Source organism: Streptomyces davaonensis JCM 4913 (genome assembly GCF_000349325.1).
GTDB classification, from domain to species: domain Bacteria; phylum Actinomycetota; class Actinomycetes; order Streptomycetales; family Streptomycetaceae; genus Streptomyces; species Streptomyces davaonensis.
In genome coordinates, this window is the sequence record NC_020504.1 from 2,127,761 (window position 1) to 2,153,510 (window position 25,750).

The following is a 25,750-nucleotide window of genomic DNA, read 5'->3' on the forward strand; positions in this document are numbered from 1 at the left end:
GCCGGCCCGGCCCGTTCGCCGTGCGTCACGCCCGGTGGTGCGGCTGTTCGGGGTCGATGTCGTCGGGGTGCGGCGCGCCCTCGGGCGGGGCCGGGGTGCCGGGCGCGGCGGACGGCATCGGCGGGTACGGCATGCCGAGCCCGCTCGGCGGGGCGGCCGGCGCGGTGCCGCCGAGGGTGCGCCCGGGCGGGGCCGGCGCGGTGGTGTGCGTGGGCCTGGCGGCGGCGCGCAGCGCATAGGCCACGATGCCCAGGAGCGCCGCGGTGATCAGTGCGGCGGCCCAGTCCGGCAGGGCGGCGGCCAGTGCCAGGCCGAGGGCGAGCGCGAGGGCCGCGCCCGCGTACAGGGCGACGGTGCCGGAGGCGGCGTACAACAGGGCCGTGCGGCGCTGCCTGCGGGTCTGCTCGCGCAGTTCCTCACGGATCGTCTCGCGCGCCACCTGCGTCAGTTCGTCGACCAGGTTCTTGTCCAGATGCTCAAGGTGGTCCAAGCGCTCCATGGCCGCCGGGTACCCCGGGCGGGGTGCGCCTAACGCGGGCCCTGTGCAGATCGGGCGAACCGATCACCGCGGCGGGCCGGTGCCAACTAGGCTCGTACACATGGAGATTCTGGGAGCCACGCTGCGTGTCTGCGTCGACGACCTGGAGGCCGCGGTCCCGTTCTACGAGCGGCTGGCGGGCGGCCGGGCCCAGCGCTTCGGGCGGGGCGGTGTGGAGGTGGCCGCGGTCGGCTGCTTCCTGCTGATGAGCGGCCCGGAGGCGGAGCTGGAGGTGCTGCGCAAGGTCGCCGCGACGATCGCCGTGAAGGACATCGAGGAGGCCCGGGACGTGCTCGTCGAGCTGGGTGCCCGGGTGATCGCGGGCCCGGTGGCGACCCCGGGCGGCCGGAACCTGATCGCGATGCATCCGGACGGCACGGTGTACGAGTACGTGGACCGTCAGGCCTGATCCACGGACGTCAGGCCTGATCCACCGGGCGCCGCACCATCTCGGCGGTGAGCGCCCAGCGTTCGTGGTCGCGCCAGGCGCCGTCGATGTAGAGCATGGCCGGGGAGAAGCCCTCGAGCCGGAATCCGCAGGCGCGGGCCAGGGCGATGGAGGCGGTGTTGCCGGGCTGCACGTTTATCTCCAGCCGGTGCAGCCGCAGCGCCCCGAAGGCATGCCCGACGACCAGGCCGAGCGCCTCGCGCATCAGTCCGCGCCCGGCCGCGTGCGCGAAGGCGCCGTAGCCGAGGGCGCCGGAGCAGAACGCGCCCTGGACGATGTTGTTGATGTTGACGAACCCGGCGAGCGCGCCGTCGTCGTCCTTCTCGCACACCAGGAAGCCCGCCTTGGTCGGGTCCTCGATCAGTCGCCCCGCGTAGGCGGCGTAGTGCGCGGCGTTGTCCGGCGGGAACAGCCAGGGCTGGTGCAGCGCCTTGCTCTCCCGGGCCCGGGCGGTGAACTCGGCGGCGTCCTCGAGACCGAAGGGGCGTATGCCCACGCGCGGACTCTCGGCCAGATAGCGGGGTGCGATGTGCGGCATCCCGCCAGCCTACGGCGGCCTACCGGCGCCGCCTCATGAAATACGCCCCGCACAGTGCGCCGATGACGGCGGTGCCCAGGAGTGCCGTCCACAGAGGCATGGTGACCAGGGGGATCAGCAGGCGGATCTCGGTCTCCTTGGTGTTCTCGAAGATGAAGATCAGCGTGAGGACGGCCAGGACCAGAACGGCGATCCGCGCAGGCGTGAACGCCGGGTTCCGGCCGCCGCCCTTCCCACCGACCTTGCCACCGCCACCGCTCTGAGAGGTCTTCGGACTCATGCCCCCAGGGTGCGCCCGAAGCCCTGGTCACGCACGGTGAGGGCGGTCCTCCGGGTGACTCAGCCGCCCACCACCGGCAACTCGAGCACCCCCGTGTCCCCCGGCGCGCTCACCACGGTGACCGGCTTGATCCCCCGGTTGCCGAAGTAGGCGTCGTCACTCGCCGCGACCACGAAGCGCAGCCGGTGCCCCTGCTCGTACCGGTGCACGATGCCGGGCAGCGTCACGGTGAAGGGTCGCGCCACGTCCGGCACCCGCACCGGCGCGACCAGGCGGTGCACCAGGGTCTTGGTGCCGTCGGGCGCGACGTCGTAGAGCTTGGCGAAGAGGACGAGTTTGTCGGCGGCGTTCCCGGACCCCTGGGTCCGCTCGGCCTTCGGGGAGACGACCTTCAGGGTGGCCCGGGGTGCGCCGACGACATCGGTGGTCCGGGCCAGCGGCTCGCTGGTCCAGGCGAGGTGGGTGCCCTTGGTGTCGTACGGCGCCGGGTCCGGCAGCCCGATCGCCCCGGCCAGTGAGCTCTCGGAATGGCTCGTCGGAATCAGCCAGTTGGTGTACGTACGGCTGCCGCGCGCCACCTTGGCCCGGTTGTCGACGAGTTTGCCGTCGCCGGAGAGGTACAGCTTGCGGCTGAGCGAGGGGAGGCGGTCGGCGGTGGCGTAGGTGCCGTCGGGGTCGGTGATCCAGTCGCGGTAGTAGGCGAAGGCGGGGCCCGTGTCGACGTGCTTGCCGCCCAGGTAGCGGTCGAACCAGGCGAGGACCCGGCGGCCGACGTAGCTGGTCTCCAAGTTGCCCTGGACCAGGTTGAGTTCGCCGGAGGCCGGGTCGCTGATGCCACCGCTGTGGCCCCAGGACTGCCAGATCATCTTGGCGGTGGTGCCGCGCGCCTTGAGCGCCTTGTACGTCGCCGTGGCCTCGTTGAGGTTGAAGAGGCTGTCGGCCTGGCCCTGGATCAGCAGGGTCGGTGCCTTGACCCGGCCCAGGTAGGAGACCGGCGAGACGCTGCGGGCGTAGGCGAGCAGCTCGGCGGTGCGGTCCGCCGGGTAGCTGCCGGAGTTGAGGGTGCGGATGGTGTCGCAGGCCCGGGTGACGAAGTGCAGACAGGACAGGGAGTTGATCCGGGACGGGTCGAGGCTCGCCTCCAGCAGGGGCTGCCCCTCACCAATGAGGTAGAAGCCGTTCGTCCACTGCCATTTGAAGGCGCCGGGCACACTGGCGGCGCCGACGGCGTTGTTGGGGTCGAGGGAGTACGCCAGATCGTTCCAGGTGATCATCGGGACGATCGCGTCGACGCGGTGGTCGACGGCCGCCGTGGCCAGCTGGATCGCGCCGCCGTAGGAACCGCCGATCATGCCGACGCGCGGGTCTCCGGGGGCGTCGAGGGTGACTAAGTCGGCGGTGGTGCCGTCGTCGGCTGATCTCTTGCCGCCGAGGAAGTCGATGAGCTGTGCTGCCGCCGTGCCGTCGATCGCCGGGTCGTCGAGGGAGATCAGGCAGCCGGAGCGGCCGAAGCCGAGCCCGGAGTAGACGAGCGAGACATAGCCGCGCTGGGCGAAGGCCTTGCCGATGGCGTCGGTGGATCCGTCGTTCTTGCTGCCGCCGAAGCCGTTGGTGGCGAGCACGGCCGGCGCGTGGTCCACGCCGGAGGGCCGGTAGAGGTCGGCGTCGACCGTGCAGGTGCGGCCGCCGGTCCGGACGGTGAACTTCAGTGCGGTGACGGTGTATTGCGAGGTCGCGGTGGCGGGTTGGGTGAGTGTGGCGCCGAGCAGGAGAGCGAGGGGGACGCAGAATCCGAGCACACGACGGGACACAGGACCTCCACACTGAGGACAACCCGGCACACTGAGGACAACTCGACTTACCGACCGGTAAGTTCCGGCCGGTAGTCATGGTGTGACACGTGTCAGAAGAGGTCAATCGCCGTAACGGGTGTTTCTTGACCGAAGTTCAGCGCAGAGCGGGCTCATCCAGCGTCAGCGTGCCCGCGTCGGCGTCCAGTTCGGCCGTCGCTCCGAAGGGGATCGTCAGCCCGTCGGAGCAGTGCCCGAACCCGAACTCCTCCACGACGGGCACCCCGAGCCCGCCGAGCCGGTCGAGGAGCAGCGGGCCCAGCCGCTCGTACGGGTCGCACTCCTCCCACGAGCCGAGCAGCACTCCCCGCACCCCGTCGAGCCAGCCCGCGCGCAGGAGTTGGGTGAGGTACCGGTCGACGCGGTAGGTCTCCTCCCCCACGTCCTCCAGGCACAGCAGTCCACCCCGCGCGGACGGACGGGCGTCCGGGGTGCCCAGCTCGGCGGCGAGCAGGCACAGACAGCCACCGAGGGTGACCCCGCGCGCCCGGCCGGATACGACGGTCCGGCCGCGGGAGGCGATCTCGCGGACCGTCTCCGGGGCGAACAGCGTGGCCCTGAGGTGCTCCTGGGCCGTCGCGCTCTTGATGAAGTCGATGCCCGCCGCCATCGGCCCGTACAGCGTGGCGAGGCCGAGCCGCTGTGCGAACGCCTCGTGGAGCACGGTGAGGTCGCTGAAGCCCACGAACACCTTCGGACCGGCCGCGCGCATCGCCTCCCAGTCGAGCAGGTCGATCATCCGCTGCACGCCGTATCCGCCGCGCGCGCAGAGCACGGCGTCGACGGACGGGTCGCACCAGGCGTTCTGGAGATCGGCGGCCCGGTCGGCGTCCGTCCCGGCGAGGTAGCCGAACTCGGGGTGCCGGTCGAGCACATGGGGTGCCACGACCGGGTCCAGGCCCCAGCCGCGCAGCACGTCGAGCCCGGCCGCGAGCCGTTCCTCGGGCACGGGCCCGCTGGTCGCGACGACGGCGACGCGGGCGCCGGGGGCGAGCCGCTGCGGGCGCAGGAGTTGCTTCACTTGACGAGCTCCAGGGTCGGGATGCCGGGCGGGTTCAGGCCGAACACCTGAGCGTAGAGGGACAGCTCCGCCTCCAGGACCCGCACCATCGTCTCCGCGCGGCGGAAGCCGTGCCCCTCCCCCTCGAAGGCGAGGTAGGCGTGCGGCACCCGCCGTCCCGCCATGCCGGCCAGGAACCGTTCGCACTGCGCGGGCGGGCAGATCACGTCGTCCAGGCCCTGGAGCAGCAGGAACGGCGCGGTGATCCGCTCGGCGTGCTCGCTCGGCGAGCGTTCCGCGTACCGTCCGGGCACCTCGGCGCGCGGCCCGACCAGGCTCTCCAGGTACCGCGACTCGAAGTCGTGGGTCTCCCCGTCGGCCCAGGCGGCGAGGTCGAGGATGGGGTAGATGATCGTGCCGCAGGCGTAGACGTCGGTGGCGGTGAGGGAGGCCGCCGCGGTCCAGCCGCCCGCGCTGCCGCCCCGCACGGCGAGCCGCCGCCGGTCGGCGGTGCCCTCCTCGGCGAGGGCCAGCACGACGGCCGCGCAGTCCTCGACGTCGACCACACCCCACTGCTCGCGCAGCCGGTCGCGGTACTCCCGGCCGTACCCGGTGGAGCCGCCGTAGTTGACCTCGGCGACGCCGATGCCGCGCGAGGTGAAGTAGGCGATCTCCAGGTCCAGGACGAGGGGCGCCCGCCCGGTGGGCCCGCCGTGCGCCCAGACGACGTACGGCGCGGGCCGGCCGCCGGGGGCGACGCAGCCGGGGTTGTGGGGCGGGTAGACATGCGCGTGGATCTCGCGTCCGGCCGGTCCGGTGAAGGTGCGGATCTGCGGCTCGGGGTAGTAGGCGGGGTCCACGGGGTCGTCGTGCTCGGCGCCGATGACCCGGGCGCGGCCGGTGCGGGTGTTGAGTTCGATGACCTCGTAGGCGCTGCGCGGGCTGGCCCCGACGGCGACCACGCGCTCGCCGTGCACCGCGAGGGTGGGCGAGAACTCGGTCCAGGGTCCGGCCGCGTCGACGACCTCGCCTGTCTCGGGGTCCAGTATCCCGAGCGCGGTGGCGCCCCGGCCGTGCACGACGGCGATCAGTCCTCCCCCACCCTCCGGGCGGGGGGACCCCCATCTCGCTTCGCTCGCCAGCGGGGCGAACCAGCGGTGGCCGAGCTTCCACAGCGGCCCGCCGAACTCCTCCTCGCGCGGGCACAGCGGAACGCCGTCGCGGTAGAGGTTCCACCAGCCGGTGCGGTCGCTCGTGTACAGCAGGGAGCCGTCGGCGGCCCAGTCGGCCTGGGCGATGGACTCCTCGGGCCCGCCCGCGACGGTCCGCGCCCCGGACAGCCCCTCGCCCACGTCGGCGACCACCAACTCGGTCCCGTCCCACGGCATCCGCGGATGGTCCCAGGCCAGCCACGCCGCCCGCCGCCCGTCCGGCGAGAGCCGCGGCCCCGTGACGAACCGGTGCGCCCCGTCGCTGAGTTCCCGCACGGCTCCCCGGTCCTCGGCGGCCGACCCGTCCAGCGGTACGGCGGCCACGACGCGCCGCACATCGCTCGGCCCGTCCCCCGTGAACTCCTCCAGCACGCACCACACTTCACCGCGGTCGAGCAGGATCCGCGGTTCGGCCCAGCGCAGTCCGCCGCCCACCTCGGACACCGGAGTGAGCGGGCTCGGCTCGCCGCCTGGCTCGTAGCGGTAGAGCCGCTGGTCGGCGAAGTCGACGAACACCACGAGCGGTTCGCCGTCGACCAGGGTTCCGGACCACGGGTGACCGCCGTACTCGATGACCCGGCTGCGCACGTTCCACGGCGCCGGCAGTACCGGCTCCTGGGTGCCGTCGGCGCGACGGCGGACCAGGGTGCGGCGGCCGCCCTCGGTGGGGCGCGGCTCGGTCCACCACACCTCGTCCCCGACGAAGCCCACGTACTCGGGGTGCCCGTCGTGCGCGGCGGCGAGGGCCGCGTCGATGGGCGAGGGCCAGGAACCGTACGGCAAGGTCTGCACGTTCTCCCCCAACTCCGCTACGCCGTCCGCAGGAAGCGGTCCAGGACCCGGACCCCGAAGTGCAGGGCCTCGACGGGGACGCGCTCGTCGACCCCGTGGAAGAGGGCCTGGTAGTCGAAGCCCTCCGGGAGCTTCAGCGGCGCGAACCCGTACCCGGTGATGCCGAGCCGCGAGAACTGCTTGGCGTCGGTGCCGCCGGACATGCAGTACGGCACGACATGCCCCCGCGGCGCGAACTCCTCGACGGCGGCTCGCATCTTCGCGTACGTCGGTGAGTCGACCGGCGCCTGGAGGGCGACCTCGCGGTGGTGGAACTCCCACTCCACGTCGGGCCCGGTGAGCCGGTCGAGGGTCGTACGGAACTCGTCCTCGCCGCCCGGCAGATAGCGCCCGTCCACATACGCGACGGCCTCGCCCGGGATGACGTTCACCTTGTAACCGGCGTCCAGCATCGTCGGGTTGGCGCTGTTGCGGACGGTGGCCTCGACCAGGGACGCCGCCGGGCCGAGCTTCTTCAGCAGCGCGTCCACATCGTCCAGGTCGGGTGCGATGCCGTACACGGCGGCGAGTTCGGTGAGGGCGGCGCGCACGGTCGGGGTCAGCCGGAGCGGCCACTCGTGGGCGCCGATCCGGGCGATGGCGGCGGACAGCCGGGTGACCGCGTTCTCCCGGTTGACCTTGGAGCCGTGTCCGGCCCGGCCGCGCGCGGTGAGCTTCAGCCAGCCGGTGCCCCGCTCCCCCGCGGCGATGGGGTACAGCTCCCGTCCGCTGCCGTCGTGGAAGGTGAACGCCCCGGACTCGCTGACGCCCTCGGTGCAGCCCTCGAACAGCGCGGCGTGCTGATCGGCGAGGAACCCGGAGCCGTCCTCGGCGCTGGCCTCCTCGTCGGCGGTGAACGCGATCACGACGTCCCGCCGGGGCCGTACGCCCTCACGGGCCCAGGAGCGGACGACGGCGAGGATCATCGCGTCCATGTTCTTCATGTCGACGGCCCCGCGCCCCCACACGACCCCGTCGCGGAGCTCCCCGGAGAACGGGTGCACGGTCCAGTCCCGCGCCTCGGCGGGCACCACGTCCAGGTGACCGTGCAGCAGCAACGCGTCCGCCGACGGGTCGCTGCCCTCGATCCGCGCGACGACATTGGTCCGGCCCTTGGTGCGCTCCAGCAGGGTCGGCTCGATCCCCGCCTCGGCCAGCCGGGCGGCGGCGTACTCGGCGGCGGGCCGCTCCTGGCAGTCGCCCCCGCCCCGGTTGGTGGTGTCGATACGGATCAGCTCGGACGTGAACGTCACGACCTCGTCCAGTGCCTGCCGGTCAGCCATACTGCTCCTCCACCGCCGCCGAGACGATCGTGGTGACCGCCTTGAAGGTCCGGATCCCCTCGTACATGGTCCCGCTGGTGTACGCCACCTTCCGCTCCCCGATCCGCTCCACCCCGGGCACGACGGTCGCGGCCATCGACAGATGCTCGGCGTCGAACTCCACGGCGACGGTGAACGGCCCGCCCCGCACCGGCTCATGACGGACCGCCAGCGCGGCGGCCTCCTTGGCGGCGGCCCGGATGTCGGCGAAGGTCCGGTTGGGGGTTCGGCAGACGGCGGCGTACCGCGAGACATGGTCCTTGACGGCGACCTTCGGCGCCTCGGGCGCGTACCCGAGCGCGTCCTCGCAGGCCACGTCGTCCCCGGTGACCAGCACGACGGGCACCCCGTACTCGGCCACGACATGGGCGTTGAGCAGCCCCTCGCTGGCCCGTACGTCGTTCACCCACACCCCGGTGATGGAGTTGGCCAAGTAGGTGTGGGCGAGGACGCCCTCCATGCCTGCGCCCGCGTGATAGCCGACGAAGGCGATGCCGTCGACGTCGCCGTGCTGCACGCCTTCCACCATGGACAGGGACTTGTGCCGCCCGGTGAGCATCTCGGCCCGCTCGTCGAGGCGTTCGAGGAGGAGGTTGCGCATGGTCCAGTGCGCCTCGTTGATCAGGACCTCGTCGGCGCCGCCGTCGTAGAACCCCAGGACGGCGGCGTTGACGTCCGAGGTGAACATCGACCGGCAGCGCTCCCACTGCGGAGTGCCCGGCAGCACGTCGGCCGGCCAGGTCACCCCGGTGGCGCCCTCCATGTCGGCGCTGATGAGGATCTTCATGACCTGTCACGGTACGCGCCGGGAGCGGGCCCGGCCAGGAAGCGTCGTCAGGTCTTGTGCAGGCGGTCCACCAGGAGGTCGATGACGAGGGGGGTGCGCGGGCCGTAGCCGAGCAGGACGCCGTCCTCCAGGTCGACGACTCGGCGGTTCATGCCCGCCGGGGTCTGGGCGATTCCGGGTATCCGGACCAGGCCGTCGATGCCGCCGACGGATTCGAGTCCCTTGGTCATCATGAGGATGACGTCGGGCTGGGCGCGGACCAGGGCCTCGCTGGTGATGGGCGTGAACGGCTTGTCGAACCCGGCCTCCTTGCCCGCGTCGACGGCCCCCGCGGCCTCGACGAGGGAGTCGGCGCCCGAGCCCTTGCCGCCGATCAGATAGACGGCCGCGCTGCCGCGCATGTAGAGGAAGGCGACCTTGGGCCTGCTGCCCTCGGGCACGGCGGCGCGGGCGGCGGCTAGTTCGTCGCTCATCCGCACGTTCAGCGCCTGGCCCGCGTCGGGGACGCCGAGGGCCTCGGCGATGCGGGTGGTCCGGGTGGTGACGTCGGCCAGTTCCGTCGCCGGGTCGAGGACGACGACGGGCACCCCGGCGTCCCGGATCTGTTCGATGGCCTCGCCGGGGCCGGTGTCGGTGTCGGCGAGCACGACTGTCGGCTTCAGCGACAGCACGCTCTCCGCGCTGACGTCGTGCGCCTTGGTGACCTGCGGGAGGTCCTCGGCCTCGGCGAAGGTGGCGGTGATGTCCCGGCCCACGACGCGGTCGCCGAGTCCCAGGGTGAACACGATCTCCGCGACCCCGCCGTTGAGCGGCAGGATGCGGGAGGCGTCCTCGACGGTCACCTTCCGCCCGTCGGAGGAGTCGACGGTGACGGGCAGTTCCGGGGTGGGCGGCTCGCCCTCCAGGGGGACGAGGGTGTTCTTCGCGAGCTGCTTCTCGGCGGCCGCGGCACGCTCGCTCGCGGAGGCGGGCGAGGCGTCCGACCCGCCGGACACCGAGGTGCCGCCCCCGCAGGCGCCGGTGAGCAGTGCCACGGCGAGCACCACAGGCAGGCCGAGCCGACGTGCCCTTCCGGTCAATTTCATCGCTGTCCCCTCCGGACCCTCGGTTCACCACAGTTGAGCAATGACTTAGGTTAGCCTTACCTTATTATCTCGTGGTGGGGGTGTGCCGTGGCATTACCAAGTGGCCTGCGTGGCAAGAGAGTTGGCCGTACGGCCGTACTGGCGGCCTCGATCGCCGTCCTTGCGTCGGCCGTTCCGGCGTCCGCCGCGGGCGGCTCGGCGAGCGGTCCCGAGGGCCAGAAACTCACCGTGTCGAAGTCCTCCGGCCTCGACCCGGAGGGCGAGACGGTGACCGTCACCGGCTCCGGCTACAACACCGAGAAGGGCATCTACGTCGCCTTCTGCGTCGACAACGGCGCCGGGAGGACGCCGACGCCCTGCGTGGGCGGCGTCGACATGTCCGGGGAATCCGGCGCGTCGGTGTGGGTGTCCTCCCATCCGCCGTCCTACGGCGAGGGTCTGGCGAAGCCGTACGAAGGCAGCGGGCACAAGGGCTCGTTCAGCGTGAAGGTGAAGGTGCGGGCGAAGGACGCCAACACCGACTGCACCAAGTCGGGTGTGACCTGCGCCGTGATCACCCGTAACGACCACACGCGGGGCGGCGACCAGAGCCAGACGGTACGGATCCCGGTGAGCTTCGGCGGCACGGGCGGCGACAACACCGGGGCGGGCAGCGGCAGTACGCCGTCGAGCACTCCGAGCGCCTCGGCGCCCGCGACCACCACCGCCGATTCCGGCCCCGGCGACACCGGCGCGGAGGAGCCGAAGGGCCCGCTGGCCAGCACCGGTTCCGTCGCGCTGCCTGCCGGACTGACCGCGGTGGCGCTGGTCGGGGCCGGTACCTGGACCTGGCTCTGGGCGCGTCGGCGCCGGGCGGGCGCGCGCTGACGGCCCCTGATTCCCGCAATCCCCAGGAGACTTGACGATGACGAAGAGACCCGGTGCCGCCGTGGTCGCGGGCGGCGCGCTGCTGGCCCTGCTGGGGCAGGGCACCGCGGCGGCACAGGAGACGGCGGTGTCCGGCGGCCATGTCAGCTGGACGCTCGACGCGGGAGAGCTGACCCTCGGGGGTTCGGCGCGCCCGGCCTGGCTGCCGGCCACCAGCGGCTCGGCCGATCCCGAAACCGGCGGCATGGACCTGGAGTTGGGCGGTACGGCCCGGCTCGCGCCGACCTCCGACACGGTGCCGCCGCTGATCCTGGCGGACCTGCGCCTGCGCCTGGACGGCGACTCGGGAGCGCTGCGCACCCGTACGGCCTTCAATGGCGAGGCGCGTGAACTCGCCCTGGCCGAGGTGAGACCCGGCGACACCACGGTCCGGACCGGCGGGGTGACCTGGACCGGACTGACCGTCTTGCTCACCGACGAGGGCGCGGCGTTGCTCTCCCGGTGGAGCGGGCAGGAGTTCGCCCCGGGATCCCCCCTCGGCCGGTTCGACGTGACGGTGGGCACCGGAGCGGAGACGGAGGCGGCCGACGCCCCGCACCCGACGCCACCGGCGGCACCTCCCCCGGTCGCCACACCCGCCCAAGTCACCCTGAGTGCCCCCGAGTTGTCCGCGGGCTCCCGACAGACCGTCACCGGTGAGGGATTCGAGCCCGGTGAGGTGCTGCTCGTCGCGATCGACAAGGACACCCGGTACCAGGTGACGGCCGACGAACAGGGCCGTTTCTCCCGCGAGTTCCCGGTGTACGCCACCGCCGCCGAGGGCGAGCACACGGTGGAGCTGTACGGCGTCTCCGGCGAGCCCCGCGCCGCCGCGGGCTTCGGCGTGCGGGCGAGCAAGTCCTGATCCCGTGCAGCCCTGATCCCGTTGACAACCAACATCAACCGATACTTAGGTTAGCCTTACCTAAGTAACTCCCCGCTCTCCAAGAAGGGTTCCCGATGAGAGTCGTTCCTGCCGCCGCCCGCGCGGGCCTCGCCGTCGCCGCCTCCGCCGCCCTCACCCTGGGCCTGGCGACCTCGGCGTCCGCCGCCACCTCGACCCGCACGATCGTGGACGGCTCCACCACCTACAACCTCTCGGTGACCGCCCCGAACACCACGTCGGCGGCCGGCCAGGTCATCAACGTCACCGGCTCCGGCTTCAACCCGGGCCAGGGCATCTACGTCGGCCTGTGCGTCGTCGAGGGCGCCCCGGGCGCCGCCAAGCCCACCCCGTGTCTGGGCGGCCAGGACGAGAGCGGCTCCACCGGCGCCTCGCACTGGGTCAACAACGTCTTCGGCGGCATGTTCGCCAACAGCTCCAAGTTCGGCACCGGCGGCACCTTCAACGTGAACATCTTCGTCAAGGCCACCCTCGACGACGGCAGCGTCTGCGGCCAGGACGTCGACTGCGCGATCGTCACGCGCGCCGACCACTTCGACAGCAATGACCGCAAGTACGACGTGCACGTCCCGATCACCTTCCAGTAGGCACCCAGACAGGCCGGGCGCACTCGACAAGTGAGGAACTCCGATGCATCTCAGACGCCCGGCGGCGTTCGTCGGCGCCGCCGCGCTGGTGGCCGCCTCAGCCGCCGCCGGCTCGACCGCACGGGCCGCCGACACCCCGAGGACGGCGCTCGGCAAGGACGGTCAGAAACTCACCGTCTCCGCGTCCGCCGACCTCGACCCGGACGGCGAGACGCTGCGGGTCACCGGCTCCGGCTACGACGACACCAAGGGCATCTACGTCGCCGTGTGCAAGGACAACGGCGACAACCGCATCCCCACCCCCTGTCTGGGCGGCGCCGACCAGGGCGGCGGCAGTGGGGCCTCCAAGTGGATCATCCCGAGGGACGCCTCCGACGAGGGAGCGGGCACCGTCGCCGAACGCTGGGGCGAGGGCGGCACCTTCGACGTCGAGCTGGACGTCAAGGCCGCGGACGGCGGCCTCGACTGCTTCGAGGTGGCCTGCTCGGTCGTCACCCGCGTCGACCACAACGCCGCCGGTGACCGCTCCCAGGACGTCCGGATCCCGATCGCCTTCGCGGGCCAGGACCCGGGTGACGGGGACGGCGGCGGGGACGGCGTGGACGTCCCGCCGGGCACCGTCAGCTATGCGAAGGCCGCCGAGTTCACCACCGCAGGCCGTCCGCTGGACCTGCTGCTGCACCCCGACTCCGGGAAGCTGTACGTCGGTTCGGACAACATCCCCGACACGGCGGACGTGGCCGAGCAGGGCCTGTACGCCCTGGACGACGGGGACGGCAAGGTCCTCAGCCATATCGCCCAGGCGCCCGGGCTCGGCGGCGCCCTGGCGCCTCGGGTGGTCCGCCGGATCGTCGCCGCGGTGCCCGGCGACGGGGTGGTCTTCCACTATCCGCTGCGCGGCATCGGCACCGCCAAGGACGGCGACGCGACCGCGCAGGGCCTGTGGTTCAACGGCGCCTCCTTCACCGGCGTCGGCCAGGACTCCGACACCTCCACGGTGCTGATCGCGGCGGGCGGTGAGCTGCGCCGGACCGAGCTGGCGACCGGCACCGTCAAGGCGACGATCGCCCTGGAGGGCGGCACCGAACTCGGCGTGGACGCCGTCCGCGACGCCGCCTGGTCCGTCGGCACCGCCGAGGGCAAGCCGGTGCTGCGCCGCGTGGACACCGCCACCTTCCAGGTCACGGCAACGGCGGAACTCCCCGCCGATGTCCTGACGTTCGTCGAGCCGGACCCCGCGACCGGCAACGTCTGGGTGGGCAGCGGCAGTTCCGTGCTCGTCCTCGACAAGGACGGCAAGCCGCTGGCCACTCTCACGGGCGGGGACCGGGCCATGGCGGCGGCCTTCGACAAGGCCACCGGGCGCGCCTTCGTGCTGCGCGAGGACCTCTCCGACGGCACCACGGACAACACCGGGTCCCTGGAGATCCTCGACAGCGCGAGCTTCCGGCCTGTGGCCGACGCGGTCGCGCTGCCCGGCAGTGTCCGCACCGGCACCTACGCGGGCATCGCGGTCGCGCCGGGCGCCGCATCCGTGTACGTCACCCAGTCGGCGGAGAGCAAGGTCGTCAAGTACGACCTGCGCATGTCGCCGAAGGTGACCCAGTCCCCCACCGACCAGTCCGTCGCCACCGGCGACAAGGTGACCTTGGTCGCGGCGGCCGAAGGCACCCCGGAACCGGCCGTGCGCTGGCAGGTCAGCCCGGACGGCGGCCAGACCTGGGCGGCCGTCGAGGGCGCGAACGAGAACGCCTACTCCTTCACCGCGAAGGCGGCGCAGGACGGCTACCGCTACCGGGCCGAGTTCACCAACTCCGCTGGCACCACCCGCACTTCGCCGATCACCTTGACGGTCAAGGCGGCCGACGACGGGGGCGACAGCGGTGACGGGGGTGGGTCGCCCCAGCAACCCTCCGGCTCCAGGACCGTCACCGGACCCGAGGGCCAGCGGCTCACCGTCACCCCGGTCAACCACCTGGCCACCGAGAACCAGACCCTGAAGGTCACCGGCTCCGGCTACGACGTCGACAAGGGCATCTACGTCGCCCTGTGCGTCGACAACGGCGCCGGTGAGCTGCCGACGCCCTGCATCGGCGGCGTGGACATGAGCGGCGCGTCCCACTCCTCCGCGTGGATCTCCTCCAACCCACCGGACTACGGCGAGGACTTGGCGATCCCGTACGGCGATGGCGGCAGCTTCGAGGTGGAGCTGACCGTGGACGCCAAGGACGACTTCACGGACTGCTTCAAGGCCAAGTGCGTCCTGGCGACCCGCGCCGACCACACCCTCTCCGGCGACCGCACCCAGGACGTCAAGGTGCCGGTGAGCTTCGTCGGACAGGACCCGGTGGACACCGACGACGGCGACAGCGGCAACGGTGGCACGGGCGGTACCGGAGGAGGCACCGGCGGTACGGGCGGCGGCACCTCGCCCACCACCGGAGGCACCGGCACCAACACCTCCACCGCAGGCGGCAGTCTGGCCTCGACCGGCGTCGCCGTCGGCACCGTGGCCGCGCTGGCGGCGGCGCTGACGGCGACCGGCTGGGTGGCGTACCGCCGGGGCCGTACCGTCAGCTAGGAACGGCCGACGACCGCCCACTTCGACGGCAGTTCGATGCGGGCGCCGTCCGGGGTGTACTCCGTGGTGGTGAGGGGCATGTCGCCCGACGCCAGCACGGAGAGCCCGGCCGTGCGCAGATAGTCCAGCACCGCGTCGTCGGCGACCTCGCCGGGAGCGAGGCCGTGCCGGAAGACGGGGGCGAGCTTGGGCGGCGGGCCCGCGGGGCTCTGGGCGAGTCCCATCAGCACCGGCTTCGCCGCCTCGGCGAGTTCGACCAGGAAGGCCCGGCCCTGGGTGCCGACGAGGGTGGCGATGCCGTCCACGAGCGACTGCCGATCGTCGGGCTCCGCCTGGTGCAGTACGCCCCGCATGTAGACATTGGCGTCGCCGAGCTCCGCGTGCAGCGTCTGCACCTCGTCCTTCTCGCCCGCGTCCAGGATCCGGTAGGTCGCGAGCCCGGCGGGGTCCGACTGCCGGGCGTGATCGATCGCCGCGACGGACAGGTCGGCGCCGACGACATGCGTGAAGCGGCCGGCGAGGAAGCGGGTCTGGGTGCCGTTGCCGCAGCCCAGGTCCACCATGGGCAGCGTCGGCGCGGTCAAGTGCGGTTCGAACAGGGCCAGATGAGGACCGACGGTCAGCACCGGCTCCGCGTCCCAGAACACCGCCCCCTGCTCCTCCGGGGCCTCCCGCCAGAAGCTCTCCCAGGCCTCCCGGTACCGACTCGTCACGCTCATGCCCAACTCCCCAGGGTGCGTTGCCGACCCGCCGCGAAGTGACGGGCGAGTACGGTCTATCGCGCCCGGGGCACGGCTACAAGGACGTCGCGCATTCCTTCACGCCGCATTCGATGCGCGTACGCCCTTCTCCACATGGCCGGTCAGCGTCTGGGGAGCGTCAGTTCGAACCAGACGGTCTTCCCGGTACTCGTCCGGCTGGCGCCCCACTCCCGTGCAAGGGTGCTCACCAGGCGCAGCCCACGGCCGAACTCGTCGGCCGGACCGGCGTTCAGCAGGGTCGGCAGCTCGTGGTCGTCGTCCTCCACCTCGCACAGCAGGGTGTCACCACGGACCAGGCGCAGTTGGACCGGACGGCCCTGGGAGTGCCGCAGCGCGTTGGTGACCAGCTCGCTGACCAGCAGTTCGGCGACCTCGGCGAGCCGGGCGAGACCCCAGTCGTGCAGTTGCTCGCGGACCACGGCGCGGGCCCGGCCGACCTGGACGGGATCACGGGCGACCCGCCACTCCGCCACGTCCTCCGGCTCGATGCCGTTGAGCCGGGCCATCAGCAGCGCTACGTCGTCCTTGCGGCCGCCGCGGGTGTTGAGGGCACGGATGATGGTGTCGCAGGCGTCGTCCATGGACGCGGCCGGATGGGCGGCGGACTCGCACAGGGTCGCCAGGCCCACGCCGATGTCCTCGCCGCGCATCTCGACCAGACCGTCGGTGCACATCACCAGCCGGTCACCGGGCTCCACCCGCACGCGCACCGACTCGAACGGCACCCCGCCGACTCCTATGGGCGCACCGGTCGGCAGGTCGAGCAGCTCGCTGCGCCCGCCGTCGGCGCGCACCAACACGGGTGGGATGTGGCCCGCGTTGGCGAGGTGCAGCTCGCTCGCGATCGGGTCGTAGACGGCGTAGAGACAGGTCGCGAGGTAGGTGTCGCCGAGGCGCTGGGCGAGGTCGTCGAGGTTGCGCAGCAGTTGGGCGGGCGGCAGGTCCAGGGCGGCCATGGTCTGTACGGCCGTCCGTAACTGGCCCATCATCGCGGCGGAGTTGAGGCCGTGGCCCATGACGTCGCCGACGACGAGGGCGGTGCGGGCGCCGGGGAGTTTCACCGAGTCGAACCAGTCGCCGCCGACCCGGCCGAGGAGCGTGCCGGGGAGATAGCGGGTGGCGATGTCGCAGCCCGCCATGCGCGGCGGGATGTGCGGCAGCATGCTGTCCTGGAGGGTCTCGGCGACGCTCTCCTGGAAGGTGTACATCCGGGCGTTGTCGAGCACGAGGCCCGCCCGGGCGGCGAGTTCGGCGCCGGTGACCCGGTCCATGTCGTTGAAGACGGGCCGCTCGGGGTGGCGCAGCAGGATCATGAACCCGAGGACCACATTGCGGGCCTTGAGCGGTACGACCAGCATGGAGCGGTGGGTGATGAGCGGCCGGATGTCGCGCTTGTCGAACTGCGAGGCGATGGCGTGGCCCATCTCCTCGCTGATCCGCGGCACCAGCACGGGCTCGCCGGTGGTCATGCACTGGAAGAACGGGGTGTGCGCGGGGAACGGCATGGCCTCGCCGACCGGCACGACGTCGTCCCAGCGGCCGGGTTCGTCGGTGTGCTCCAGGGCGACCCGGTGCCACATGGTGGTGGTGTCCGGCACGCCGTCGGGGAACCCCTCGCCCGCGACGACCTGTTCGCGCAGATAGGTGCCGGCGACATCGGTGAAGCGGGGCACCACGGCCTTGCTGACCTCGACGATGGTCCGGGAGAGGTCGAGGGAGGTGCCGATGCGGCCGCTCACCTCATTGAGGAACTCCAGGTGTTCGCGGACCGCCGCGTACTCCAGGTCCGGGCTCTCCTCGGTGTGCTCCTCGGGCGTGGGCAGTCCGAGCACGGCGGCACGGGCGGCACGCTCCTGGCGGGCCCTGCGCTCGGCGCGTCGCGGCACACCCCAGTCGGGGGTGACGGGCACCCGGTCGTTCTGGCTGAACTCCAGGACGGGATAGCCCAGTTCGAGGATCTGCGCGACGATGCGGGAGCTCTCGCCGACACTCATGCTGGGCAGGATCTCGGGCAGTCGGCCCGCCAGCTCCTCGGCACCGGGAAAGTCGGTGTGCAGGGCGAACCCGGGCGCGATCCGCTCGCAACCGGTGCCGGGGCCGTCGGGGTCCTGGCGTTGGAGTCCCTCGGCGTCGGCGGCGAGCACCAGCAGCCGTTCCCGGCCGGGGCCGACCAGAGGGTAGGCCCACCACAGGACGTCGGAGCGGTCGTCGCCGGGGACGGTGAGGCGGGCCCGGCCCGCGGCGGGGAAGTTGAGCCGTCCGTCGAGGGAGGACTCCAGATCGGGTCCGAGGCCGTCGTAGGCCGCGTACGCGCCGTACGGGGTGGCGTCCGCCGCCTCGGGCAGCGCTCCGGAGACCGGCAGCAGATCGGCGGCGGGCCGTCCGACCGCCTCCTCCTTGGCGGCGCCGAACAGTCGGCGGGCGCCGGTGCTCCAGTGCGACACCAGGCCCTCGCGGTCCACCACCACGACGGCCAACTGGACGCGGCCGCTCGTGGCGCGTTCCGTCCCGTCGTACCCAGCTCCGCGGCTGGGAGGTGCGTCCCTCTCGATGCCACGGTCCATGGCCAAGGCCTCTCTCCCCACGGCTTGGCAAGATCTGCGCCGCCTACACCACCGTACGGCGAGAGCAGGTGGTGATGTGCGGCAACGCCGGAATTGGCCGGTGCCCGCGCCCCGGCGCACGCACCCGCGCGCCGCCGGTCCGGCTCAGTCCTCGTGGCCCAGCTGAAGATCCCGTTCCGTTCGTCCGCCTCCGGCGACCTGGAGCACGGTGGCGACCGGCGGATAGCCCGCGGCGATCACGGTGTACTCGCCGGAGGAGAGGTCGACGAACCGGAAGGTCCCGTCCCCTCCGGTGGTGAGCGTGTCGACGACATTGCCGGCCGCGTCCAGCAGCGTCACCCGCGCGTCCTCGACCGGCCTGCCGCCGTTCGCCCGGACCGTGCCGCGCAGGACGGCTCCCCCGGCGAGTTCGATGTCCTGCCGGGTCTCCCGGGCGGCCTGCACGGTGACCGGGAGGGCGGCCGGGCGGAAGGCGGGGGCGCTGGCGGCGAGGGTGTACTCACCCGCCACCAGCTCGGTGATGACGTACCTGCCCTCGCGTCCGCTGCGCGTGGTGGCGACGACCTCGCCGTGCACGTCGGTGAGGGTGACGGTCGCCTCCCGTACGGGAGTTCCGTCCGCGGTGACCACGGCGCCCGCGAGCCGTCCCGCGCCGCCGAGCACCACGTCGAGCTCGACCGGGCGTTCGCCGACGGTCACCGAGACGGCCTGCGGCTGGTGTCCGCCCGCCGCCGCGATCAGGACGTACGCCCCGGAGCCCGGCGTGGCCAGCGCGTACCGTCCGTCCTCGCCGCTGGCGCCGCGGCCGATCTGCGCTCCGACGGCGTCGATGAGGGTGAGCGCGGCGCGCGGGACGACGGTTCCGTCGGGGTGCTGCACGGTGCCGCAGACGGGGATTCCGGCGGTGTGCGGCGAACGCGCGTGCGGGACGGGGGCGTTGACGGGTGCGGCGGTCTCGGTTTCGACGGTGGGGTGGGACACCAGCGGTTTCTCCTTGAGGAAGAAGGCGATGAGCAGGCCCAGGACGAGCACCGGCACGAGGTAGAGGAAGATCCTCGGCATGGCGTCGGCATAGGCCTGGATGTAGGCGTCGCGCAGGCCCGGGGGCAGCGCGTGGACGGCCTGCGGGGTGATGGACTCGGGGTCGGGCAGCCCGCCGCCGGCGGAGGCGGGCAGCCGGTCGGCGAGGGCGTCGGTGAGCCGGTCGGCGAAGAGGGTGCCGAAGATCGCGGCGCCGACGGATCCGCCGATCTGCCGGAAGTAGTTGTTGGCGCTGGTGGCGGTGCCGAGGTCGGCGGGGCGCACGGAGTTCTGCACGGCGAGGATCAGGACGGGCATCACCATGCCGATCCCGGCGCCGAGCACGGCCATCCAGAGGCTGTAGTGCAGCCGGGGCGTGTCGATGTCGAGGCGCGACAGCAGCCACATGCCGAGGACGGAGAGGGCGCCGCCGAGCACGGGGTAGATCTTGTACCGCCCGGTGTGGCTGATGAGTTGTCCGGCGACGACGGAGGCGCCGACGATACCGCCCATCATCGGCAGCATGAGCAGCCCGGACTCGGTGGCGGACGCCCCGTCGACCATCTGGAGGAAGGTCGGCAGATAGCTGGCGGCGCCGAACAGGGCGACGCCGATCACCAGGCCCACCAGGGACGTGATGGTGAAGACGGAGTCCCGGAACAGCCGGAGCGGGATGAGGGGTTCGGGGGCGAAGCGCTCGGCGACGAGGAAGAGCACGGTGGCCGCGGCGGCGCCCGCGCCGAGCCCGAGGATGATCCGCGAGCCCCAGGCGTGCTCGGTGCCGCCCCAACTGGTCAGCAGGACAAGGCAGGTGGAGGCGGCGGCGAGCAGCAGCGAGCCGAGGATGTCGAGTCGGGGTCTGGCGGTCGGCTTCGGCAGCTTCAGCACCGCGGCGACCACGGCGAGCGTCACGATGCCGAACGGGACGTTGAAGTAGAAGCACCAGCGCCAGGAGAGGTGGTCGGTGAAGTAGCCGCCGAGCAGCGGGCCCGCGACGGAGGCGAGGCCGAAGGCGGCGCCGATCAGTCCCATGTACCGGCCGCGCTGCCGGGGCGGCACGATGTCGGCGATGATCGCCTGCACCCCGATCATGAGCCCGCCCGCGCCGACGCCCTGGACGGCACGGTAGGCGATGAGCTGGTCCATGGTCTCGGCGCGCCCGGCGAGCGCGGAGCCGACGACGAACACCACGATCGCGAACTGGAAGACGCCTTTACGGCCGAGCAGGTCGCCGAGCTTGCCGTAGACCGGCAGGCCGATGGTGGAGGTGAGGAGGTAGGCGGTGATCGCCCAGGACATCCGGTCCAGGCCGTGCAGCTCGCCGACGATCCTGGGCAGCGCGGTGGCGACGATCATCTGCTCCAGCGCGGCCAGCAGCAGCGCGAGCATCAGCCCGAAGAAGACCAACCGCACCCGGCGCGGGCTGAGTTCGGTATCGACGGCCGGTGCCGTCGTGGGCGGTTCGGGGGGTGCCTCGACCGGTCGGTCCTGCACCGGAGTCGTCCCGCCCACGTACCGCTCCCCTCGTCGCACCTGCCACGCAATTCCCGCGTAATGCGACAACTACGAGCAAGCGCGACGAGTTACGCCGATCCGGCGCGGCACGGGGAGATCCACTCGATCCGGTGAGCGGGCTCAACACCCCCCGGACACCGAAGACTTACTTCTCGACCTCGGCGGCGAGCTTGCCGAGCAGGGCGTCGTAGATCCGGCCGAGGCCCTTGGGGGCGAAGGTCTTCTCGAAGAAGCCGCCGATACCGCCGGCGCCCTGCCAGGTGGTGGTGACCACGATCCGGGACTTGCCCTCGCCGGCCGGGGTGACCCGCCAGGTGGTGACCATGGAGGAGTTGCGGTCCTTCTCGACGAGCTCGCCGTCGGTGGGCTCGGTGACCTCCAGGAGGCAGTCGCGCACGCGCTTGCTGGTGGCCTGGAGCTTCCAGTGGACGAGGGTGCCCTCGCCGTCGCCGCCCTCGCGCACCTCGTACTCGCTGAAGTGCTCGGTCAGCACCTTCTCGCGGGTGCCGCTGTAGTCGGCGAGCGCGTCGAACACCTTCTCCGCGTCCGCCGCGACGACCCGCTCCGTGACGGCTTCGACCTGCGCCATTGACTTCCTCCAGGACCTGGTTGCTCGGGGATCGGGGCAAGCCAACCACCCCGTGACCCGGCCGCCCAAATCGGGGTCGCACGATCAAGGGAACATGTGTTCTATTCTGTGGCCAGTGCTACCGAGGAGGCCTCATGCGCTGGGAGAACCTCGCCCTGGAGTCGGATCACAGCGGCTCCGACCACAGCCGGGCCGACGCCGCACTGTTCGGCGCCGACGCGGTGACCACCCGTACCTTCGACACCCCCGAGTTCCGTGGCATCACCTTCCACGAGATCCGGGCCCGCTCGATCATCAACCGGGTGCCGGGGGCCTCCCGCATGCCCTTCGAGTGGACGGTGAACCCCTACCGGGGCTGCTCGCACGCGTGCGTGTACTGCTTCGCGCGCAAGACCCACAGCTATCTGGACCTCGACACCGGACTCGGCTTCGACTCCCAGATCGTGGTCAAGGTGAACGCCCCGGAGCTGCTGCGCCGCCAGCTCGGCTCGCGGCGCTGGCTCGGCGAGCACATCGCGATGGGCACGAACGTCGACTGCTACCAGCGGGCGGAGGGCCGCTACCGGCTGATGCCGGGCATCATCGGCGCCCTGCGCGACCACGCCAACCCCTTCTCGATCCTGACCAAGGGCACGCTGATCCTGCGCGATCTGGAGCTGCTGAAGCAGGCGGCGGAGGTGACGGACGTCGGCATCTCCGTCTCGGTCGGCTTCCTCGACGCCGAGCTGTGGCGCACCGTGGAGCCGGGCACGCCCGCTCCGGAGCGGCGCCTGGACGTCGTACGCACCCTCGGAGAGCACGGCATCGGGTGCGGGGTGCTGATGGCGCCGGTGATCCCGTTCCTGAGCGACAGTCCGGACCGACTGCGGGCCACCGTAAGGGCGATAGCCGCGGCGGGCGCGACTTCCGTGACCCCGCTGGTGCTGCATCTGCGGCCCGGTGCCCGCGAGTGGTTCATGGCCTGGCTGGAGCACCATCACCCGTATCTGGTGCGCCGCTACCAGCGGCTGTACGCGGACGGCGCCTACGCCCCGAAGTGGTACCAGCGCCGGATCACCCGTCAGGTGCACGAGCTGGCCGAGGAGTACGGCATCGGCCCCTCGCGCGCGGGCATGCCCCGCCGGATCCGTGAACCGGAGGCGGCCGAGCCGGGGCTGACCGAGTCTCAGATGGCCGAGCCGGTTCAACTCTCGCTGATCTGAGAGCATCCGAGCGCATCGCGCGACCCAATTGGGTCAAGTATTGGCAGAACGCGTTCTTCCGGGCGGGCTTTCCGGGACGATGCGGCGGGGACCGTGACCTTCGCGGTCCGAACACCCGCCGTCCTGGGAGGACTCGATGAGAAAACGCGCAGCCGTGCTGTGCGGTGCCGCCGTCGTCATGGCCGGGTCGTTCACGGCCGTCCCCGCCGAGGCGAGCACGCCCCGTTCGGCGCCGAAGCTCACCTGGAAGGGCTGCGGGACGACCACGTATCCGACGCTCCAATGCGCTTCCCTCAAGGTGCCGCTCGATCACACGAACCCGCACGGGCAGAAGATCACGCTCGCGCTCTCCCGGGTGCCGCACACCGCGAAGAAGTTCCAGGGCCCGCTGCTGGTCAACCCCGGCGGCCCCGGCGGCAGCGGTCTCAACCTGGCCGGATTCGTCGCCAACACGCTGCCCAAGGAGGTGGCGGCGCAGTACGACGTCATCGGCTTCGACCCGCGCGGGGTCGGCAAGAGCAAGCCCGCCCTCGACTGCAAGCCCGGGTACTTCAACCCGGTGCGCCCGGACTCGGTGCCGAGCACCCCGGCGATCGAGCGGGCCAACCTCAAGCGCGCGCAGTCCTTCGCCCGGGCATGCCGAGACAAGCACGCCGATCTGCTGCCGTACATCAACACGATCAGCGCCGTGCAGGACATGGACGCGATCCGGCAGGCCGTGGGCGCCAAGCGCATCAATTACTTCGGCTACTCGTACGGCACTTATCTCGGCGCGGTCTACGCCAAGCTCTTCCCGGAGCGGGTGCGCCGCCTGGTGCTGGACTCCGTCGTCGATCCCACGGGCGTCTGGTACGAGGACAACCTCGCGCAGGACTACGCCTTCAACGACCGCCACCTCGCCTTCATGGCGTGGGTCGCCAAGCACAACGCGACCTACAAGCTGGGCACCGACCCGGCGAAGATCGAGGACAAGTGGTACGCGATGCGGGCCGCGCTGGCGAAGAAGCCGGCCGGCGGCAAGGTGGGCGCCGCCGAGCTGGAGGACACCTTCCTGCCGGGCGGCTACTACAACGGCTACTGGCCCTTCCTGGCCGAGGCGTTCGCGGCGTACGTCGGCGACAAGAACACCGATCCGCTGGTGGAGGCGTACGAGGACTTCGCCGCCGTGGACGCGGCCGGGGACAACGGCTACAGCGTCTACACCTCGGTGCAGTGCCGAGACGCGGACTGGCCGCGCGACTGGGGGCAGTGGCGCCAGGACAACTGGGCGGTGTACGCGAAGGCTCCGTTCCTCACCTGGTCCAACGCCTGGTACAACGCTCCTTGCGCGTTCTGGCCCACCGAGACCCTGGACCCGGTGAACGTCGCCAACCACAAGCTGCCGCCGGTGCTGCTGTTCCAGGCGACCGGGGACGCGGCCACGCCGTACCACGGCGCCGTGACGGTCCACCGGATGCTGAAGGGCTCCAGCCTGGTGGTGGAGCAGGGCGGCCAGAACCACGGCATCTCGCTGAGCGGGAACGCCTGCCTGGACAAGCACCTCGCGAAGTATCTGACCGACGGCACAGTGCCGCGCAGCGGCGGTGAGGTCGACGCGGTGTGCGACGCGCTGCCCGACCCGAAGCCGCCGGCCGCGACGTCGTCCTCCGCGTCGCGCGGCGCAACCCTGCACGGGCTGCTGGGCTTCCGCGGCTGAACGCACCCTCGGGGGCGGGGACTGTCAGACCCATGGTCCACCATGGACGCATGAGCGACCTGACAAGGATCCCCGCCCCCGAAGGGGTGGCCCCCGCCCAGCAGTACAGCCATGTGGTCATCGGCACCGGCCGCTTCGTGGCCGTCGCCGGCCAGCTGCCGCTGGACGAGAAGGGCGAGTTGGTGGGGCCGGACGACCCCGCCGCCCAGGCCCGTCAGGTCTTCGAGAACCTCCGACGCTGTCTGGCCGCCGCCGGGGCGACCTTCGAGGACGTCGTCAAACTCACCTTCTTCGTCACGGACATGGCGGACCTGCCCGCGATCCGCGCGGCCCGTGCCGAGCACATACCCGACGACCGGCTGCCCGCGGCGTCGGCCGTCCAGGTGGCGGGCCTGGTCCGGCCCGAGTTCCGGATGGAGATCGAGGCGTTCGCGGTGGTGGCCGAGTGAGCGCGATCCGGGTGCGGGACATGGTGTACGCCGACTGCGACCGGGTCGCCGAGATACGCATCGGCGGCTGGCGTACCGCTTACCGGGGCCTGATGCCGCAGAGTCACCTCGACGCGCTGAGCGTCGCGGAGGACGCCGAGCGCCGCCGCGCCCGGTTCATCGACCTCGCCGACAGTGTGGTGAACCTGATCGCCGAGCGGGACGGCACCACAACGGGCTGGGCCTGCCACGGCCCCTACCGCGAGGGCGACACCCGGACCGGGGACGCCGAGCTGTACGCGATCTATGTCGACCCCGCCCACTACTGCGACGGCATCGGCCACGCCCTCCTGGAGGAGTCCGTACGCCGCTGCTCGGCCGCCGGTCACGCCCGGATGTTCCTGTGGGTGCTGAAGGAGAACACCGGTGCCCGCCGCTTCTACGAGCGGGCCGGTTTCCGCCCGGACGGCGCCGAGGAGCCCTTCGAGGTGGACGGGGTGGCGGTACCGGAGGTGCGGTACGTCAGAGAACTCATCGCTGCCTAGGGATCCGCGCCAGCGCGTGCACCGCCGCCTCCGCCAGGGCCGGATGGGCCAGTGCCTCGCTCAGGACGGTTCGGGCGCGGGCGTCGCCGAGGGTGCCGAGGCCCTCGACGCAGGCGAGCGCCACCCGGCGATAGGGGTCGTGCGGGCGCAGCCGCCGCTCCAGGGTGGTGATCAGCGCGGGGACGGCCTCGGGGGCCCGCAGCTCCACCAGCAGACGGACCGGGTGCAGGGCGTAGGCGACCCGCAGTTCGTTGGTGGCCAGGGCGGCCGCCGCTCGGGCGGTGCGCGGGTCGCCGAGCCGGGCCAGGGCGTGGGCCGCGGACGCGCAGCGCTGTGGGTCGCGGTGGTTCAGCAGCAGGACGAGGGACTCGAACGCCCGCCGGTCGCCCGCGAGTCCGAGCCGGAACGCGGCCAGCTCACGTGCCCACAGCGACTGCCCCGGCGCGATCAGCGCCTCGGCCAGCTCGTCGAGATCCCCGGCCGCCAGCAGCCGCTCGAACCCGGCGCCGCCGCCGGACTCCCGCCGTAAGCGCTCCGTGAGTGATCGCAACTCTTCGTCCAT

Annotated in this window: 23 protein-coding genes; 9 read left to right on the forward strand and 14 right to left on the reverse strand. The window is 72.0% G+C overall.

Annotated features, from left to right (window positions below; genetic code table 11):
* Nucleotides 1–25 precede the first annotated feature (25 nt).
* Nucleotides 26–499, reverse strand: a complete 474-nt coding sequence (locus BN159_RS09345) for a phage holin family protein (RefSeq protein ID WP_015656700.1) — start codon at nt 497–499, stop codon at nt 26–28.
* Nucleotides 500–599: 100 nt separating this feature from the next.
* On the opposite strand from BN159_RS09345, the gene BN159_RS09350 reads away from it, so the two are divergent.
* The gene (locus BN159_RS09350) at nt 600–947 is read left to right on the forward strand and encodes a VOC family protein (protein WP_015656701.1); all 348 of its coding nucleotides are present in this window, start codon (nt 600–602) and stop codon (nt 945–947) included.
* 10 nt (nt 948–957) lie between these two features.
* On the opposite strand, the gene BN159_RS09355 is transcribed toward BN159_RS09350, so the two are convergent.
* From BN159_RS09355 to BN159_RS09390, 8 genes are all read right to left on the reverse strand, one after another.
* Nucleotides 958–1,524, reverse strand: a complete 567-nt coding sequence (locus BN159_RS09355) for a GNAT family N-acetyltransferase (RefSeq protein WP_015656702.1) — start codon at nt 1,522–1,524, stop codon at nt 958–960.
* Nucleotides 1,525–1,543: 19 nt separating this feature from the next.
* Entirely contained in the window at nt 1,544–1,804 is a 261-nt protein-coding gene (locus tag BN159_RS09360) for a LapA family protein (protein WP_015656703.1), read from the reverse strand.
* Between the two features lie 59 nt (nt 1,805–1,863).
* Nucleotides 1,864–3,615 (reverse strand): CocE/NonD family hydrolase, encoded by a 1,752-nt coding sequence (locus BN159_RS09365; RefSeq protein ID WP_015656704.1) that lies wholly within the window; start codon nt 3,613–3,615, stop codon nt 1,864–1,866.
* Nucleotides 3,616–3,751: 136 nt separating this feature from the next.
* A complete protein-coding gene (locus BN159_RS09370) occupies nt 3,752–4,675 on the reverse strand; it encodes a S66 peptidase family protein (RefSeq protein WP_015656705.1) in 924 nt (307 codons plus the stop codon).
* A complete protein-coding gene (locus tag BN159_RS09375; RefSeq protein ID WP_015656706.1) occupies nt 4,672–6,657 on the reverse strand; it encodes a prolyl oligopeptidase family serine peptidase in 1,986 nt (661 codons plus the stop codon). The genes BN159_RS09370 and BN159_RS09375 overlap by 4 nt, the downstream gene beginning before the upstream one ends.
* 17 nt (nt 6,658–6,674) lie before the next feature.
* Nucleotides 6,675–7,979 (reverse strand): M20/M25/M40 family metallo-hydrolase, encoded by a 1,305-nt coding sequence (locus BN159_RS09380; RefSeq protein ID WP_015656707.1) that lies wholly within the window; start codon nt 7,977–7,979, stop codon nt 6,675–6,677.
* A complete protein-coding gene (locus tag BN159_RS09385; protein ID WP_015656708.1) occupies nt 7,972–8,805 on the reverse strand; it encodes a M55 family metallopeptidase in 834 nt (277 codons plus the stop codon). The genes BN159_RS09380 and BN159_RS09385 overlap by 8 nt, the downstream gene beginning before the upstream one ends.
* A gap of 47 nt (nt 8,806–8,852) precedes the next feature.
* Complete coding sequence (locus tag BN159_RS09390; protein WP_015656709.1) at nt 8,853–9,890, reverse strand: heme/hemin ABC transporter substrate-binding protein; 1,038 nt, start codon at nt 9,888–9,890, stop codon at nt 8,853–8,855.
* Nucleotides 9,891–9,977: 87 nt separating this feature from the next.
* Between BN159_RS09390 and BN159_RS09395 the strand changes: the two genes are divergently transcribed.
* The 4 genes from BN159_RS09395 (at nt 9,978) to BN159_RS09410 (ending at nt 14,868) form a co-directional block, all read left to right on the forward strand.
* Nucleotides 9,978–10,757 carry a hypothetical protein gene (locus tag BN159_RS09395; RefSeq protein WP_015656710.1) on the forward strand — a complete coding sequence of 260 codons (780 nt, stop codon included), beginning with the start codon at nt 9,978–9,980 and terminating at the stop codon, nt 10,755–10,757.
* Between the two features lie 37 nt (nt 10,758–10,794).
* Entirely contained in the window at nt 10,795–11,661 is an 867-nt protein-coding gene (locus tag BN159_RS09400; protein WP_015656711.1) for an HtaA domain-containing protein, read from the forward strand.
* 95 nt (nt 11,662–11,756) lie between these two features.
* Nucleotides 11,757–12,287, forward strand: a complete 531-nt coding sequence (locus BN159_RS09405; protein WP_015656712.1) for a hypothetical protein — start codon at nt 11,757–11,759, stop codon at nt 12,285–12,287.
* A gap of 43 nt (nt 12,288–12,330) precedes the next feature.
* Complete coding sequence (locus BN159_RS09410; RefSeq protein WP_015656713.1) at nt 12,331–14,868, forward strand: immunoglobulin domain-containing family protein; 2,538 nt, start codon at nt 12,331–12,333, stop codon at nt 14,866–14,868.
* Here BN159_RS09410 and BN159_RS09415 read toward each other — a convergent pair.
* The 4 genes from BN159_RS09415 to BN159_RS09430 all read right to left on the reverse strand — a co-directional run bounded on the left by BN159_RS09415 (nt 14,865) and on the right by BN159_RS09430 (nt 21,317).
* Nucleotides 14,865–15,587, reverse strand: coding sequence for a class I SAM-dependent methyltransferase (locus tag BN159_RS09415; RefSeq protein ID WP_015656714.1), 723 nt, complete (start codon nt 15,585–15,587; stop codon nt 14,865–14,867). The genes BN159_RS09410 and BN159_RS09415 overlap by 4 nt on opposite strands.
* 143 nt (nt 15,588–15,730) lie before the next feature.
* Nucleotides 15,731–18,193, reverse strand: coding sequence for an ATP-binding SpoIIE family protein phosphatase (locus BN159_RS09420; protein WP_015656715.1), 2,463 nt, complete (start codon nt 18,191–18,193; stop codon nt 15,731–15,733).
* 144 nt (nt 18,194–18,337) lie between these two features.
* Complete coding sequence (locus tag BN159_RS09425; RefSeq protein WP_015656716.1) at nt 18,338–20,725, reverse strand: MFS transporter; 2,388 nt, start codon at nt 20,723–20,725, stop codon at nt 18,338–18,340.
* A gap of 148 nt (nt 20,726–20,873) precedes the next feature.
* Complete coding sequence (locus BN159_RS09430) at nt 20,874–21,317, reverse strand: SRPBCC family protein (RefSeq protein WP_015656717.1); 444 nt, start codon at nt 21,315–21,317, stop codon at nt 20,874–20,876.
* Nucleotides 21,318–21,451: 134 nt separating this feature from the next.
* Between BN159_RS09430 and BN159_RS09435 the strand changes: the two genes are divergently transcribed.
* The 4 genes from BN159_RS09435 (at nt 21,452) to BN159_RS09450 (ending at nt 25,188) form a co-directional block, all read left to right on the forward strand.
* Entirely contained in the window at nt 21,452–22,519 is a 1,068-nt protein-coding gene (locus BN159_RS09435; protein ID WP_015656718.1) for an Rv2578c family radical SAM protein, read from the forward strand.
* Between the two features lie 136 nt (nt 22,520–22,655).
* Nucleotides 22,656–24,215 carry an alpha/beta hydrolase gene (locus tag BN159_RS09440; protein ID WP_015656719.1) on the forward strand — a complete coding sequence of 520 codons (1,560 nt, stop codon included), beginning with the start codon at nt 22,656–22,658 and terminating at the stop codon, nt 24,213–24,215.
* Between the two features lie 50 nt (nt 24,216–24,265).
* Nucleotides 24,266–24,664: a RidA family protein gene (locus BN159_RS09445; RefSeq protein WP_041819010.1), complete on the forward strand. Its 399-nt coding sequence runs from the start codon at nt 24,266–24,268 to the stop codon at nt 24,662–24,664.
* Complete coding sequence (locus BN159_RS09450) at nt 24,661–25,188, forward strand: GNAT family N-acetyltransferase (protein ID WP_015656721.1); 528 nt, start codon at nt 24,661–24,663, stop codon at nt 25,186–25,188. Before BN159_RS09445 ends, BN159_RS09450 begins: the two co-directional genes overlap by 4 nt.
* Here BN159_RS09450 and BN159_RS09455 read toward each other — a convergent pair.
* Nucleotides 25,175–25,750 carry an adenylosuccinate lyase gene (locus BN159_RS09455; protein WP_015656722.1) on the reverse strand — a complete coding sequence of 192 codons (576 nt, stop codon included), beginning with the start codon at nt 25,748–25,750 and terminating at the stop codon, nt 25,175–25,177. The two genes, BN159_RS09450 and BN159_RS09455, sit on opposite strands and share 14 nt — an antisense overlap.

Bases quoted from the DNA above. Each gene is read 5' to 3' on its own strand.
- BN159_RS09410 (WP_015656713.1), top strand. From the start codon at position 12,331: ATGCATCTCAGACGCCCGGCGGCGTTCGTCGGCGCCGCCGCGCTGGTG.
- BN159_RS09350 (WP_015656701.1), top strand. From the start codon at position 600: ATGGAGATTCTGGGAGCCACGCTGCGTGTCTGCGTCGACGACCTGGAG.
- BN159_RS09415 (WP_015656714.1), bottom strand. From the start codon at position 15,587: ATGAGCGTGACGAGTCGGTACCGGGAGGCCTGGGAGAGCTTCTGGCGG.
- BN159_RS09355 (WP_015656702.1), bottom strand. From the start codon at position 1,524: ATGCCGCACATCGCACCCCGCTATCTGGCCGAGAGTCCGCGCGTGGGC.
- BN159_RS09385 (WP_015656708.1), bottom strand. From the start codon at position 8,805: ATGAAGATCCTCATCAGCGCCGACATGGAGGGCGCCACCGGGGTGACC.
- BN159_RS09400 (WP_015656711.1), top strand. From the start codon at position 10,795: ATGACGAAGAGACCCGGTGCCGCCGTGGTCGCGGGCGGCGCGCTGCTG.
- BN159_RS09430 (WP_015656717.1), bottom strand. From the start codon at position 21,317: ATGGCGCAGGTCGAAGCCGTCACGGAGCGGGTCGTCGCGGCGGACGCG.
- BN159_RS09390 (WP_015656709.1), bottom strand. From the start codon at position 9,890: ATGAAATTGACCGGAAGGGCACGTCGGCTCGGCCTGCCTGTGGTGCTC.
- BN159_RS09420 (WP_015656715.1), bottom strand. From the start codon at position 18,193: ATGGACCGTGGCATCGAGAGGGACGCACCTCCCAGCCGCGGAGCTGGG.
- BN159_RS09360 (WP_015656703.1), bottom strand. From the start codon at position 1,804: ATGAGTCCGAAGACCTCTCAGAGCGGTGGCGGTGGCAAGGTCGGTGGG.
- BN159_RS09440 (WP_015656719.1), top strand. From the start codon at position 22,656: ATGAGAAAACGCGCAGCCGTGCTGTGCGGTGCCGCCGTCGTCATGGCC.
- BN159_RS09380 (WP_015656707.1), bottom strand. From the start codon at position 7,979: ATGGCTGACCGGCAGGCACTGGACGAGGTCGTGACGTTCACGTCCGAG.
- BN159_RS09455 (WP_015656722.1), bottom strand. From the start codon at position 25,750: ATGGACGAAGAGTTGCGATCACTCACGGAGCGCTTACGGCGGGAGTCC.
- BN159_RS09445 (WP_041819010.1), top strand. From the start codon at position 24,266: ATGAGCGACCTGACAAGGATCCCCGCCCCCGAAGGGGTGGCCCCCGCC.
- BN159_RS09345 (WP_015656700.1), bottom strand. From the start codon at position 499: ATGGAGCGCTTGGACCACCTTGAGCATCTGGACAAGAACCTGGTCGAC.
- BN159_RS09435 (WP_015656718.1), top strand. From the start codon at position 21,452: ATGCGCTGGGAGAACCTCGCCCTGGAGTCGGATCACAGCGGCTCCGAC.
- BN159_RS09405 (WP_015656712.1), top strand. From the start codon at position 11,757: ATGAGAGTCGTTCCTGCCGCCGCCCGCGCGGGCCTCGCCGTCGCCGCC.